The organism is Lentzea sp. NPDC051208 (assembly GCF_040682435.1).
Classification (GTDB): domain Bacteria; phylum Actinomycetota; class Actinomycetes; order Mycobacteriales; family Pseudonocardiaceae; genus Lentzea; species Lentzea kristufekii.
The window spans coordinates 288,392-300,305 of record NZ_JBFBAW010000006.1 but is presented as its reverse complement, the minus strand read 5'-3'; the positions used below and the strand labels follow the sequence as shown (position 1 = coordinate 300,305).

The 11,914-nt window shown below is 70.0% G+C and carries 11 protein-coding genes and 1 tRNA gene; 8 read left to right on the top strand and 4 right to left on the bottom strand.

Translation table 11 applies throughout. The features are described from left to right. The first annotated feature begins 46 nt into the window (after positions 1-46). From AB0M48_RS16990 to AB0M48_RS16975, 4 genes are all read left to right on the top strand, one after another. On the top strand, positions 47-1,690 hold the full coding sequence (locus AB0M48_RS16990; RefSeq protein WP_363842234.1) for a bifunctional 3'-5' exonuclease/DNA polymerase: 1,644 nt from the start codon (positions 47-49) through the stop codon (positions 1,688-1,690). A gap of 112 nt (positions 1,691-1,802) precedes the next feature. Next, a complete protein-coding gene (locus AB0M48_RS16985; protein WP_363842231.1) occupies positions 1,803-3,185 on the top strand; it encodes a carbohydrate-binding protein in 1,383 nt (460 codons plus the stop codon). Positions 3,186-3,240: 55 nt separating this feature from the next. Further along, a tRNA-Val gene (locus AB0M48_RS16980) sits at positions 3,241-3,312 on the top strand. A 68-nt stretch (positions 3,313-3,380) separates the two neighbouring features. After that, positions 3,381-4,022: a helix-turn-helix domain-containing protein gene (locus AB0M48_RS16975; protein ID WP_363842228.1), complete on the top strand. Its 642-nt coding sequence runs from the start codon at positions 3,381-3,383 to the stop codon at positions 4,020-4,022. Here the strand turns inward: AB0M48_RS16975 and AB0M48_RS16970 are convergent. Further along, the gene (locus tag AB0M48_RS16970; RefSeq protein WP_363842225.1) at positions 4,004-4,831 is read right to left on the bottom strand and encodes a hypothetical protein; all 828 of its coding nucleotides are present in this window, start codon (positions 4,829-4,831) and stop codon (positions 4,004-4,006) included. The two genes, AB0M48_RS16975 and AB0M48_RS16970, sit on opposite strands and share 19 nt — an antisense overlap. 148 nt (positions 4,832-4,979) lie before the next feature. Between AB0M48_RS16970 and AB0M48_RS16965 the strand changes: the two genes are divergently transcribed. The 4 genes from AB0M48_RS16965 to AB0M48_RS16950 are packed head-to-tail and all read left to right on the top strand — an operon-like array spanning position 4,980 to position 8,107. Continuing rightward, positions 4,980-5,393 carry a hypothetical protein gene (locus tag AB0M48_RS16965; RefSeq protein ID WP_363842222.1) on the top strand — a complete coding sequence of 138 codons (414 nt, stop codon included), beginning with the start codon at positions 4,980-4,982 and terminating at the stop codon, positions 5,391-5,393. A gap of 16 nt (positions 5,394-5,409) precedes the next feature. Then, complete coding sequence (locus AB0M48_RS16960; protein ID WP_363842219.1) at positions 5,410-5,982, top strand: DUF3558 domain-containing protein; 573 nt, start codon at positions 5,410-5,412, stop codon at positions 5,980-5,982. 4 nt (positions 5,983-5,986) lie between these two features. After that, a complete protein-coding gene (locus tag AB0M48_RS16955) occupies positions 5,987-7,318 on the top strand; it encodes a PPE domain-containing protein (protein ID WP_363842216.1) in 1,332 nt (443 codons plus the stop codon). Positions 7,319-7,327: 9 nt separating this feature from the next. Then, a complete protein-coding gene (locus AB0M48_RS16950) occupies positions 7,328-8,107 on the top strand; it encodes an ESX secretion-associated protein EspG (protein WP_363842212.1) in 780 nt (259 codons plus the stop codon). 55 nt (positions 8,108-8,162) lie between these two features. On the opposite strand, the gene AB0M48_RS16945 is transcribed toward AB0M48_RS16950, so the two are convergent. Genes AB0M48_RS16945 through secD form a run of 3 tightly spaced genes read right to left on the bottom strand, consistent with a single transcriptional unit; the run spans position 8,163 to position 11,872 of the window. Beyond that, positions 8,163-9,323 carry a lactate 2-monooxygenase gene (locus tag AB0M48_RS16945; RefSeq protein WP_363842209.1) on the bottom strand — a complete coding sequence of 387 codons (1,161 nt, stop codon included), beginning with the start codon at positions 9,321-9,323 and terminating at the stop codon, positions 8,163-8,165. Between the two features lie 13 nt (positions 9,324-9,336). Next, positions 9,337-9,708 (bottom strand): VOC family protein, encoded by a 372-nt coding sequence (locus AB0M48_RS16940; RefSeq protein ID WP_363842206.1) that lies wholly within the window; start codon positions 9,706-9,708, stop codon positions 9,337-9,339. A gap of 10 nt (positions 9,709-9,718) precedes the next feature. Then, positions 9,719-11,872 carry a protein translocase subunit SecD gene (gene secD / locus AB0M48_RS16935; protein WP_363842203.1) on the bottom strand — a complete coding sequence of 718 codons (2,154 nt, stop codon included), beginning with the start codon at positions 11,870-11,872 and terminating at the stop codon, positions 9,719-9,721. Between the last annotated feature and the right edge of the window lie 42 nt (positions 11,873-11,914).

The following is an 11,914-nucleotide window of genomic DNA, read 5'->3' as shown; positions in this document are numbered from 1 at the left end:
TTCACCCTGGACTGAAATTGTCAGACCTCCCCGGCACAATCTGACTGTGCTGGTCGCCCTCGTCCTCGACGCTGACGGCGCCGGCCGGTGGCAGAAGCTGCACGACGACGGGACTCCGGCGGGTCCCGCGATGACGGCTTCGTCGCCGGCCGCCGCCGTCGCGTCGCTGGAGCGCGCCCACAGACCGCGCTGGGTCTGGGCGGACACGTCCGAGGTCTATCCGGTGCTGCTGGCCGCCGGGGTGCGGGTCGACCGGTGCTGGGACCTGCACCTGACCGAGGCGTTGCTGCTCGGCGCGGAGGGCCGGCACCGCGAGCCGAAGGAGCTCGCGGGGGCGTTGGCGCGGGTGCTCGGGCTGCCCGCGCCGGCCGACGTCGGGCCGCCCAAGAAGGACGACGCGCTGACGTTGTTCGGGCCGGATCCGGTGGTGCTGCCGGGCGACACCGACCCGCTCGCCGCGTTGTCGATGGTTTTCCGCGCACAGCAACGGAATCCGGCGCTGGGGCTGCTGATCGCGGCGGAGTCGGCGTCGGCGCTGGTGGCCGCGGAGATGACGCACCACGGGCTGCCGTGGCGGGAGGACGTGCACACCAGGTTGCTGGAGGAGGTCCTCGGGCCGCGTCCGGCACCCGGTCAGCGGCCGAAGTTGTTGCAGGACCTGGCGGACGAGATCCAGGAGGCGTTCGGTGGCCGGGAGATGAACCCGGACGCGCCGGCCAGCATCGTCCGCGCGTTCGCACGGGCGGGCATCGAGGTGCCGTCCGCACGGCGGTGGGTGTTGAAGAAGGTCGACCACCCCGCGGTGAAACCGTTGCTGGACTACAAAGAGCGCGCGCGGCTGTGGGTGGCGCACGGCTGGTCGTGGCTCGACACGTGGGTCGAGGACGGGCGGTTCCGGCCGGACTACGTCGTCGGTGGCGTCGTCACCGGGCGGTGGGCGTCGCGAGGCGGAGCCGCGTTGCAGATCCCGCGGCTGATGCGGCAGGCGGTGATCGCCGACGACGGCTGGTGCCTCGTCGCGGCGGACGCGTCGCAGCTCGAACCGCGGATTCTCGCTGCCCTGTCAGGAGATCCGCGGCTGACCGAGGTCTGCGGGGACGACGACCTCTACGCGGCACTGGCGCAGGACTCGTTCAAGGGCGAGCGGTCGCGCGCGAAGATCGCGATGCTGTCGGCGATGTACGGCGGCACGTCCGGTGAGGCCGGTCCGCTGCTCGCCGTGCTGCGCAAGAGGTTCCCGGTCGCGGTCGGGTACGTGGAGGACGCCGCCCGAGCCGGTGAGCAGGGCCGGATGGTGCGCACGCGGCTGGGCCGCACGTCGCCGACGCCGTCAGCAGCGTGGCAGGAGCTGACCGGGGGCGCCGACGACTCCGGGGAGTCGTCGAGCTCGTCGCGGCAGGCGGCGCGCAACTGGGGGCGGTTCACCCGCAACTTCGTGGTGCAGGGCAGCGCGGCGGACTGGACGGCGGCGTTGCTGGGCGTGCTGCGCACCAGGCTCCCCGCCGACGCGCACCTCGTGTTCTTCCAGCACGACGAGGTGCTCGTGCACTGCCCGCGTGCCGATGCCGACGCCGTGGTCGAGGCGATCGCCGCGGCCGGGCGCGAGGCGACCCGGCTGCTGTTCGGCGAGACATCGGTGCGCTTCCCGATGAACGCGGTGCCCGTGACCTGCTACGCCGACGCGAAATAAGTCCAAACGAGACGGTGCACTCCGGCCCGTTGGTCCGAACGGGCGATTGCTCTTACGCCGTGAGAGCGCTCTCATAAATGGACTGCACCCGTGACAAGGAGGTCACTCGCGCATGAGGCAACGCCGCCGCATCTTCGCGGCCACGACAGCTCTTATTGCCGCGGTACCCCTGGCGATCGTCGCCATGTCCGCCAACGCCGCTATCCCACCCCCTGCCCCGGGATGGACGCAGGTGTGGGGTGACGACTTCAACGGTTCGAACGGATCGCTGCCGTCGAGCGCCAACTGGATCATCGACACCGGCCACGGTTACCCCGGCGGACCTGCCAACTGGGGTACGGGCGAGATCCAGAACTACACGAACAGCACGAACAACCTCAAGCTCGACGGCAACGGCAACCTGCGCATCACCGCCCTGAAGGACGGCGGGGGCAACTGGACGTCGGCGCGGATCGAGACCCAGCGCTCGAACTTCAAGCCGGCGGCCGGCGGCAAGCTCGCCATCGAGGGCCGCATCCAGATGCCGAACGTCACGGGAGAGGCCGCCCTGGGCTACTGGCCCGCGTTCTGGACCCTCGGCGCGCCGTACCGCGGCAACTACTGGAACTGGCCGGGCATCGGCGAGTTCGACATCATGGAGAACGTCAACGGCATCAACTCCGTCTGGGGTGTGCTGCACTGCGACGTCGCTCCCGGCGGTGCCTGCGGCGAGTTCACCGGCATCGGCAACTCGCGGACGTGCCCCGGCGCGTCCTGCCAGTCCGCCTTCCACACCTACCGCTTCGAGTGGGACGACGCCGCGAAGACGTTCACGTGGTTCGTCGACGGCCAGGCCTTCCACCAGGTGACGCAGGCTCGTGTCGGCGTCAACGTCTGGAACGCGATGACGTCGCACGCGGGGCACTTCATCCTGCTCAACCTCGCGATGGGCGGCGCGTTCCCGAACGCGCTGAACAACAACCAGCCGACCCCTGTCGCGGCCACCCAGTCCGGGCACTCGATGGTCGTGGACTACGTGGCCGTCTACTCGGCTGGCGGCACCACCCCGACAACCACCACCACTACGACCACGACGTCGAACCCCGGCGGCGGGGGTTCCGCGTACAGCGAACTGCAGGCGGAGAACGCTTCCGAGCGGTCCGGCGGTTCGGTGGCACCCGGTGACGGCGGTTCGGGCGTGCACCAGATCGCGAACGGCGGCTTCGTGAAGTTCTCCGGCGTCAACTTCGGCACCGGACCCGCCCGGCAGTTCTACGCCCGCGTGGCCTCCGGAGCCGCAGGCGGCGTGAGCGGACTGGTCGAGGTGCGGCTCGGGTCGCGCACGGCCACGCCGGTCGGATCGTTCGCGGTGGGCAACACGGGTGGCTGGGACGCGTGGAGAACGATCCCCGCGAACATCTCGAACATCTCGGGGACCCACGACGTGTACGTGACGTTCACAAGCGGCCAGCCCGCGCCTTACGTCAGCTTGAACTGGGTGAAGTTCGGGACCTGACCCCTGGGTTCGCGGCCCGCTGCGCTCGTCCGCTAAGATGGCATCCGCAACACGCGGATGATTAGCTCAGCGGGAGAGCACTACCTTGACACGGTAGGGGTCACTGGTTCAATCCCAGTATCGTCCACTCGAGAACGGGCCCGGTCACGTGACCGGGCCCGTTTTCTGTTGCCGCCGAGCAGGTACGGTCGGCTCGTGTACGCCGAACGTCCCGCTCCCGCGGGTCTGGCTTGCCTCTGGACGCGCACGGTGTCGTCGCCGGCCGTGCAGCGCGTGGTGCCGGACGGGTGCACGGACCTGATGTGGGCGCCTGCGTCCGGTGCGCTGTTCGTGGCCGGTCCGGACACTTCGGCCCAGCTCGCCACGGTCGCTCCCGGCACGTTGTACGGAGTGCGGTTGCCACCCGGTGCGTTCCCGTCGGTGTTCGGGGTGCCCGCGCACGCCGTCCGGGACCTGCGGGTGCCGTTGTCCGAGCTGGTTCCCTCGGCCCGTCTCGACTCCTTCTCGGACATGGTGTCGTTCTGCGCTTCACGGGTGGCCGTGGATCCCGCTCTGGCCGCCACCGCGTCGTTGCTGCGGTCCGGTGACGTCGGCGCGGTCGCGTGGGAGATCGGGCTGAGCGCACGTCAGCTGCGGCGCCGGTGCCTGGACGCGTTCGGCTACCCGCCCAAGGTGTTGCAACGGGTGCTGCGGTTCGACGCGGCGCTGCGGCTGGCTTGGAAGGGCGTGCCGTTCTCGGCCGTGGCGTTCGAAGCGGGCTACGCGGACCAGGCGCACCTGGCCCGCGAAGTGCGTGCGCTGGCCGGCGTGCCCCTGGGTCAGCTGATCCGGCCGTAGCGGCGCAGGGTCAGCAGTGCGTCGACCGTGGCGATGGAACGCCATTCGAAGTCCACGATCGGCGTGAAGGCGGGAAAGGCGAAGTTCCAGCCGCCGTCCTCCTGCTGACCGTTCTGCAGTTCGTCGAGGTCCTGGCCGAACTCCTCGTCGGTGAACCACGCGCGGGCGAGGCTGGAGGGCTTCGGTGCGTAGATGTGCAGTTCCAGACCTTCGCCGTCGGCATAGCCCTCGGTGCTCGGCTTGAGGTGCCTGAGCTTCTCGGCGGCCAGTTCGGCGCGGGCCCGGTCCGGCACCTCGTCGAGGAACATCACCGCAGCTCGCAGCTCGTACGGGTGGGTGTTCTCCAGCTTCTCGATCTCCTGCCAGCAGTAGCCGGTGGCCTTGTCGAGCCACGGGTCTGCTGCGCCGAGCGCGTGGAGGGCGGCGGCGATCTGGGCGGTCAGGAGGAGGCCGCCCTCGTCGTCGGCGGCGACCCACGGTGCCTTGGGATGGTCCTTCGAGGTGGACATGCCGAACGGCACACTGCCGTCCGGACAGGTGCCGGTCAGCCAGGCCAGGATCGATTCAGCGTGTTCGGGGGCGTTGACCTCGCCGAACATCTGCAGCGCGCGCAGGGCGTGCAGCGGCTGGCTGGTAGGGCCGCGGTGGTCGGGTTCGAGCCCGTAGCCGTACCCGCCGTCGTCGTTGCGGTAGGCCAGCACCGCCTGGACCACGTGCTCGGCGCTTCCACCGCGGAAGGCGTGCTCGAACCAGCGTTGTTCCAGCGTGCGGGCGTTGTGCCAGAGGAAGGTCCTCGCTTGCTCGATCATGTCCCCGAACCTAGGCCGGTCGCGGTGCGGGGTCTTGAACGAATCGGCCATGTGACCTGATCAGCTGATTCGATCGGCTCCATCGGGAACCGGTCCTATGCGAAAATCCTCCAACAGGGGTGTGGAGTTCTGAGGGGAGCTGGCCAGGATGCTGATGTTCGACGCACTCGTACCCGTGAAGGCTGCCGGAGCTGCCATCGGTGCGGCAGCAGGTGCTGCCGGAGCCGCGGCGGGTGCGGGCGGTGGCGGAGTCGCGAAGTTCAGCGTCGACCCGGACCAGGCCCAGAAGATGATCGACGGCTTGAAAGAAGCCCTCCAGAAGCTGTTGGACCTGCGGAAGGACGCCGCCAAGCTCCAGTCCGCCGGCGCCCCCGGCCCTGACCCCTACAGCGGCTTGGCCACCTTCGCGATGCGCAAGACCGCAGGTAGCGAGCCTGGCGGATACCTGTGGGCGAACGAGCAGGCCCAGAAGGCGCTGGAACAGACCATCAAGAACATCGAGAAGGCCCTCGCCGAGTACCGGGCCACCGACGAAGCGGCGAAGACCGCGATGAAGGGCTGACACGATCTTGAAGCGCATGACTGCTCTGCTCACCGCCGTGCTCACGTTCGGTGCGCTGGTGGGCTGCACGGGCAACTCGACCGGCGGAACCCCCACCACTCCTAGCGGGACCGGTGGGCAGACGAGCAGCACGCCGACGTCCGATGAGTCGCCGTCAGGCCTCAGCATCGCGAAGTACGTCAGCAACCCGTGCTCCATCCTGAAGCCCGATCAGGTGGCGACGCTCGGTTCCGTCAAGCAGGGCGTGGTGGAGACCAAGGCGCTCGGTCCGGTGTGCGTCTGGGACGGAGCTGACCCGATCAAGAATTCCGGCTACGACGTCAGCGTGACCGAAAACAAGGACTTCGAGGGCATGGTCGGGCAGGCCAAGCAAAACCCCGTGTTCGTCGACAAGCAGATCGATGGCGTGCGGGTCGTCAGCTCCGACGGCACCGACGGAGCGATGTACTGCCTGACCTCGATCCAGGTCTCCAAGACCGATTCGGTCACGGTGCAGATCGCCGGAGCCGCGGACGAGCGCGCGACGAAGAAGCCGTGCCCCGAGACCGAGCGGGTCGCGCAGCTGATCATCACAAACCTGAAGGGATAGCTAGATGCCTGGGGATGAGCCGAACATCGCTGGTTTCGCCCTTCTTCCCTTCGCGGGTGGCGAAACGATCTACAAGTGGTTCGAGAATGGCAAGGGACCCGGCCAGAGCACCTCGCTGACCTCGGAGGGCTGGCGTGGTCTCTCGAGCGGCCACGGCGACGTCGCCCAGCTGATCGAGAAGGCCGTGCGTGATTCCGGTGCAGCTTGGGAAGGCTCTGCCGGTGACGCGGCGCGTGGTGGGACCTCACCGCTTGCGACGTGGGCCACGGTCACTGGCGATTCGGCTACTCAGGCAAGCACGACCGCCGACACCGTCGGCAGCGCGTACGCCGACGCCAAGAACTCGATGTCCATGCCGCCATCCGTCCCCGACAAGCCGTTCTTGAACGACTTGCGTCCGTGGGACACGGACTACGACAAGGCGCTGGAGAAGAACCAGCAGGTCAGCGAGCAGAACGTCCGGGCGTTCAACCAGTACGCCGGTGCTGTCAACGCGACCATGGACAACCAGCCGACGTTCATCGCGCCCACCGCCACGGAGGGAAGCGTCCAAGAGGGAACAGGCGGCGACTACCGGATCGACGAGGTCGGTCCCAACGGCAAGAACCCGCCGCCGATCGGCAGCAACCCTCCCCCCGGCAGCGGCGACCGCATCGGTGGCAGCCAGGACGGCACGGACCTGTCCGGCGTGAAGCCGCCGGGCACCGGCGGTGGGGACGACACCGGCAAGGCCGGCGTCGACGACCCCCGGTTCACTCCTCCGCCCACCGACATCGGCCGCCCGCGGCCCGACATCGGCGTTCCGACCTTGCCGCCGGACGGCATGTACAACCCGAACGACCCGCGCAGGCCCGGCGGTCCGCTGGATCCCAACAACCCGCGCAGGCCCGGCGGTCCGCTCGACCCCAACAACCCGCGCAACCGTCCCGGCGGGCTCAACGGCCCCGGCGGCGGTGCCGGTGGTGGTGCCGGCGGCGGTCGTGGTGGCGGCGGCGGTGGCGGCCTCGGCGGGCCCGGTGCTGGCGGTCTCGGTGGCGCCGCGGCGGCCAAGGGCATGGGTGGACCTGGCGGTATGGGCGGCGGCTTCGGTGGCGCGGCCGGTGTCGCCGGTGACGGCCGTGGTGGCGCTGGTGGCTTCGGGCCGTCCGGTGCCGGCGCCGCGGGTGCCGCCGGTCGTGGTGGTGCGGCGGGCATGGGTGCCGGAGGTATGGGCGCCGGTGGCGGTCGTGGTGAAGGTGCGGAGGACGCGGAGCACAAGTCCGCGTCGTACCTGCAGGAGACCGAAGACATCTTCGGCGACGGAACGATGGTCGCTCCGCCGGTCATCGGCGGATAAGGGGGAAACGTGCTGCGGAGCAGGGTCGCCATCCCTGTCACGGCGCTTTATCAGGCGTGGCAGGCCGCGGGCCTGCCGACGATGCACCGTGCGCTGCTGGCTGAGGTCGACTTCGACGAGGGACGCCTCGAGTCGGGTGACGTGAGCGAGCTCGAACAGTTGCAGCGGTCGGCGTGGGCGCAGCTCGAGCAGTACGGGCTCGCGCGCGGCGGGCAGATCCACCCGGATCTGACCAACGCGCTGCGGCTCGTGGTCGAGGCCGGCGTGGAGTACTGGGCGTTCTTCAGCCTGAAGGACGGCCCTCAGCAGAGCGTGCTGGTCGTGTCGAACGGCCAGGACGCTCTGCGGATCGTGCTCACGCCGGACCAGCAGTTCGTGCTCGAACCGGTGCGGGCGGAGGAGGCGCCGCAGGCGTTGGTCGGCGCTTTGCCGCCCACGCCGGCGGGCCGGGGCAACCCGATCACGGTGCCCGAGGAGGCGCTGCGGCAGAAGCGGCAGCCGTCCTACGAGGACACCGGCTCGTTCCTGCAGCAGAGCAGGCCGACGAGCACGCCGAACGACCAGCTCGTCGCGCAGCTCAACGAGATCATGAGCCAGCCGCGCACCGGCGGCGGTCAGGTCTTCTCGGCCAAGCGCGACCACCTGGGCCGCAAGCAGCGTTGCGCGAACCCGCTGACGTTCATCGACACGCCGAGCGGGCGGTACCTCGCGGCCCAGAGCGACGGCTGGCTGCGGGTGCAGCCGGCCGACTTCGGCACGCTGACGCGGATGACCGCGACGATGCCGTAGGAGAACGAACGCCACGTCGGCCGGGTCGCAGCCGCTGCGACCCGGCCGACGCCGTTCAGGAGAACCGCAGCGCGTCCGGCCCCAGGTCGGCGGGGCTGCGGTGACCCGACAGCCCGAGCGTCAGGTCGAAGTCCGCGAGCAGGCTTCGCAGCACGTGCCGGACGCCGACCTGGCCGCCGTGCGCCAGCCCGTACGCGAAGGGCCGTCCGACCATCACGGCCTTCGCCCCCAGCGCCAGCGCCTTCACGATGTCGGCGCCGGTGCGGATCCCGGAGTCGAACAGCACGTCGACCTGCTCCCCCACCGCCTCGACGACGGCGGGCAGCACGTCCAGCGATCCGACGGCACCGTCGACCTGACGGCCGCCGTGGTTCGAGACGACGACACCGTCCATTCCGTACTCGACGGCCTTGCGCGCGTCGTCGGGGTGCTGGATTCCTTTCAGGACGATCGGTCCGTCCCAGTGCTCGCGCAGGAACGCCAGCTGGTCCCACGACTTGTCGGTGCCGGTGAACAGCTGCACCCACCGCAGGATCGCCATCGGCAGGTCCTCCTCGGGCGACTTCTCCAGCCCGGCGCGGAAAACCGGGTCGCTGAACGGAATCGCCGTGCCGACCGCGCGCAGGAACGGCAGGTAGGCCTGGTCCAGGTCGTGCGGCCGCCACGCCAGCGTCCACGTGTCCAAGGTGACGACCAGCGCCGTGTAGCCGGCCTTGCGCGCCCGGTCCAGCAACGACGCACACACGTCGGGGTCGTTCGGCCAGTAGAGCTGGTACCAGCGCGGCCCGTCGCCGGACGCTTCGGCGACCTCCTCGATGGTGTGCGAGGAGGCGGTCGACAACACCATCGGCACGCCGAGCTCGGCGGCGGCCCGCGCGGTCGCCAGCTCACCGTCCGGGTGCAGGATCGACTGCACGCCAACGGGTGCGAGCATGATCGGCGCCGGCAGCTCCGTGCCGAGGACCGACACACCCAGATGCCGCTCGGTGGCGTTGGTCAGCATGCGCGGCACGATCCGCACCCGGTCGAACGCCTCGCGGTTCGCCCGCACGGTGGCGCCCGAACCCGCGCCGCCCGCCACGTACCAGAACGGGCCCGGTCCCAGCCTGTCGCGCGCGGACTGCTCCAGCGCGTCCGGGTCGGTGGTGAACGGCGGCACGGCGCCACCGAGCCCCTGCAGGTAGATCTCGTTCTGGTACGCGGCGAAGGACGTCATGCCGCCTACTTTGCTACGAAGCGAGCTGCACAAGGAAGAACTCGTTGCCGAAAGGATCGCTGAACCAGGTGGCCCGATCACCCCACGGCATGGTCTCCGGCTCCCCCTTCACCGTCACCCCCTCCCCCACGAGCCGAGCGACGTCGCCGTCGATGTCGTCCGTGATCAGCGAGATCCCGCAGCCCATCGCGAACGACACGTTGGGCGCGTCCGCCAGCGACAGCGCGAACGCCGTCTGGGCGCCGGGAGGAGCGACGGTCAGCCAGCGCATGCCCGCCTCGTTGCTGTCCTGCCGCTTCTCCCAGCCCAGCACGTCCACGTAGAAGGCCGCGGCCTCGTCGAGATTGCGGACGTTGATGGTGGTGGAGTGCACATGAGTGATCATGCGCAGAACGCTAGGCGTGCGCCCCCACCGGACGCTTCTTCGAAACCGCTCGCCTGGGCCAGCGGGATTCCAGCCAGATCGCGATCGGTGCGGCGGTGACCACTGTGGACGCCGTGCCGGCGACGAGGCCGATCAGCAGTGCGATCGCGAAGTTGGCCAGGGAGCCGTCGCCGAGCACCAGCAACGCCGAGAGGACGAAGAGCACGCCGAGGCCGGTGTTCACGGTGCGGGGCACGGTTTGCACGACCGCGTCCGACACCACGTCGGGGTACGAGGCCTTCAGGCGCGAGCCGCGCAGTTCGCGGAGGCGGTCGAAGACGACGACCGAGTCGTTGACCGAGTAGCCGATCACGGTCAGCAGGGCCGCCAGGAACACGCCGTCGGCCGTCTTGCCCATCCACGCGAACACGCCGATGAGCACGAGGACGTCGCTGAGCAGCGCGGCGACCGTGGCGAGGCCGAGGCGCCAGTCGAAGCGCACGGCCAGGTAGCCCAGCTGGGCCGCCACGGCGATGGCGAGGCCGATCACGGCGTTGCGGCGCAGTTCCGAGGACAGCGACGGGCCGATGAGCTCGTTGCTGGACTGGCGGGCGCCGCCGTCGACGGCCGAGGAGACGACCTCGCCCAGGCGGGCGGAGGTGGCGTCGTCGATCGGGGCGGTGCGCAGGGAGACCTCGTTGCCCGACGACGAGACGACCACGTCGGAGAAGCCCGCGTCGGCCAGGGCGGTGCGCACCCGGCCTGAGTCCACGGGGCCGCCCGCGGCGAAGTCGAGCATGCGGCCGCCGGTGAACTCGACGCCCAGGTTCAGGCCCCGCGCGAAGAGACCCGCGACGGCCACGAGCACCACGGCACCGGCGCTGATCAGCCACAACGACGGGCGGCGGTACAGCACGACGGACAGGCGCTGGCGGACGAAACCGAGCGTGTGCAGGCCGCTCAGACGAGGGCGCTTGGTGACGAACCGGGTGCCGAGGGCCCACACCACGAGCACGCGGGAGAGCACTAGTGCGCTGAACATCGAGGCCAGCACACCGATGGTCAGGGTGACGCCGAAGCCGCGGACCGGGCCCGTGGCCAGCCAGAACAGCAGACCGGCTGCCAGCAGGGTCGTCACGTTCGAGTCGGCGATCGCGCTCAGGGCGCCGCGGAAGCCGCTCTCCGAGGCGCGGCGGAGATTGGGTTTCCTGGCGTACTCCTCGCGCGCCCGTTCGAAGATCAGGACGTTCGCGTCGACCGCCATGCCGATCGCCAGCACGAAGCCGGCCAGGCCCGGCAAGGTCAGCGTCGCCCCCACCGCCAGCAGCTCGGCGTACGCGACGCCCGCGTAGCCGACCAGTGCGACCACGGCCAGGAACCCGGCCAGCCGGTAGGCGACCATCAGGAACAGCGAGGTCAGGGCGATGCCGATGATCGCGGCCTGGGCGCTGGCCTCGATGGCCTCGGCGCCCAGGGTCGCGCCGACGGTGCGCTGTTCGATCACCTCGACGGGCACGGGCAGCGCGCCGGAACGGACGACCAGCGCGAGCTCCTTGGCCTCCGCCTGGGAGAACCGGCCGGTGATCGTGGTCGAGCCACCCGCCTGACCGGCGCCGCAGGGCGTGTCGAGGCTGACCTCGGGGGACGAGATCGGCTTGCCGTCCAGCACGAACGCGATCTGCCGGCCGGGGGTGCCGGACGGCTCGCACGCCGCCTCGCCGGTCACCTTCTGCCACTTCGCCGGGGCGTCGCCCTGGAACTGGATGTTGACCACGAAACCCGCGCCCTGCGGGTTGCGCGCGGACTGGGCATCGGAGATGCCCTCACCGGTCATGACGGTCTGGCCGCCCCGCTGCACGGTGAGCTGCGCGGTCTGGCCGAGGACCTTCACGGCCTCCTGCGGGTCCTGGACGCCGGGCAGTTCGACGACGATGCGGTTCTCGCCGGAGCGGGCGATCACCGGTTCGGCGACGCCCAGAGCGTCCACACGACGCCTCAACACCTCCAGTGAACGGTCGGCGGCGTCGGCATCGCCCTTGGCTTCGAGGACGATCTGGGTTCCGCCGCGCAGGTCGAGGCCGAGGCGGGGATCCGTAGTGAGCAGCAGGAAAGCGGATGCGACGAGGACCCCGAGCGCTATGAGTGCGCGCACGAGCAGCCCTCGTCGCGCGGTGTCGCGCGACATGGGTGAGAAGACCTTCCGGAGTGGGGTTGCTGGAAAAGGGAT

Bases quoted from the DNA above. Each gene is read 5' to 3' on its own strand.
- AB0M48_RS16945 (WP_363842209.1), bottom strand. From the start codon at position 9,323: ATGACGTCCTTCGCCGCGTACCAGAACGAGATCTACCTGCAGGGGCTC.
- AB0M48_RS16965 (WP_363842222.1), top strand. From the start codon at position 4,980: ATGCTGATGTTCGACGCACTCGTACCCGTGAAGGCTGCCGGAGCTGCC.
- AB0M48_RS16955 (WP_363842216.1), top strand. From the start codon at position 5,987: ATGCCTGGGGATGAGCCGAACATCGCTGGTTTCGCCCTTCTTCCCTTC.
- AB0M48_RS16985 (WP_363842231.1), top strand. From the start codon at position 1,803: ATGAGGCAACGCCGCCGCATCTTCGCGGCCACGACAGCTCTTATTGCC.
- AB0M48_RS16970 (WP_363842225.1), bottom strand. From the start codon at position 4,831: ATGATCGAGCAAGCGAGGACCTTCCTCTGGCACAACGCCCGCACGCTG.
- secD (WP_363842203.1), bottom strand. From the start codon at position 11,872: ATGTCGCGCGACACCGCGCGACGAGGGCTGCTCGTGCGCGCACTCATA.
- AB0M48_RS16940 (WP_363842206.1), bottom strand. From the start codon at position 9,708: ATGATCACTCATGTGCACTCCACCACCATCAACGTCCGCAATCTCGAC.
- AB0M48_RS16960 (WP_363842219.1), top strand. From the start codon at position 5,410: ATGACTGCTCTGCTCACCGCCGTGCTCACGTTCGGTGCGCTGGTGGGC.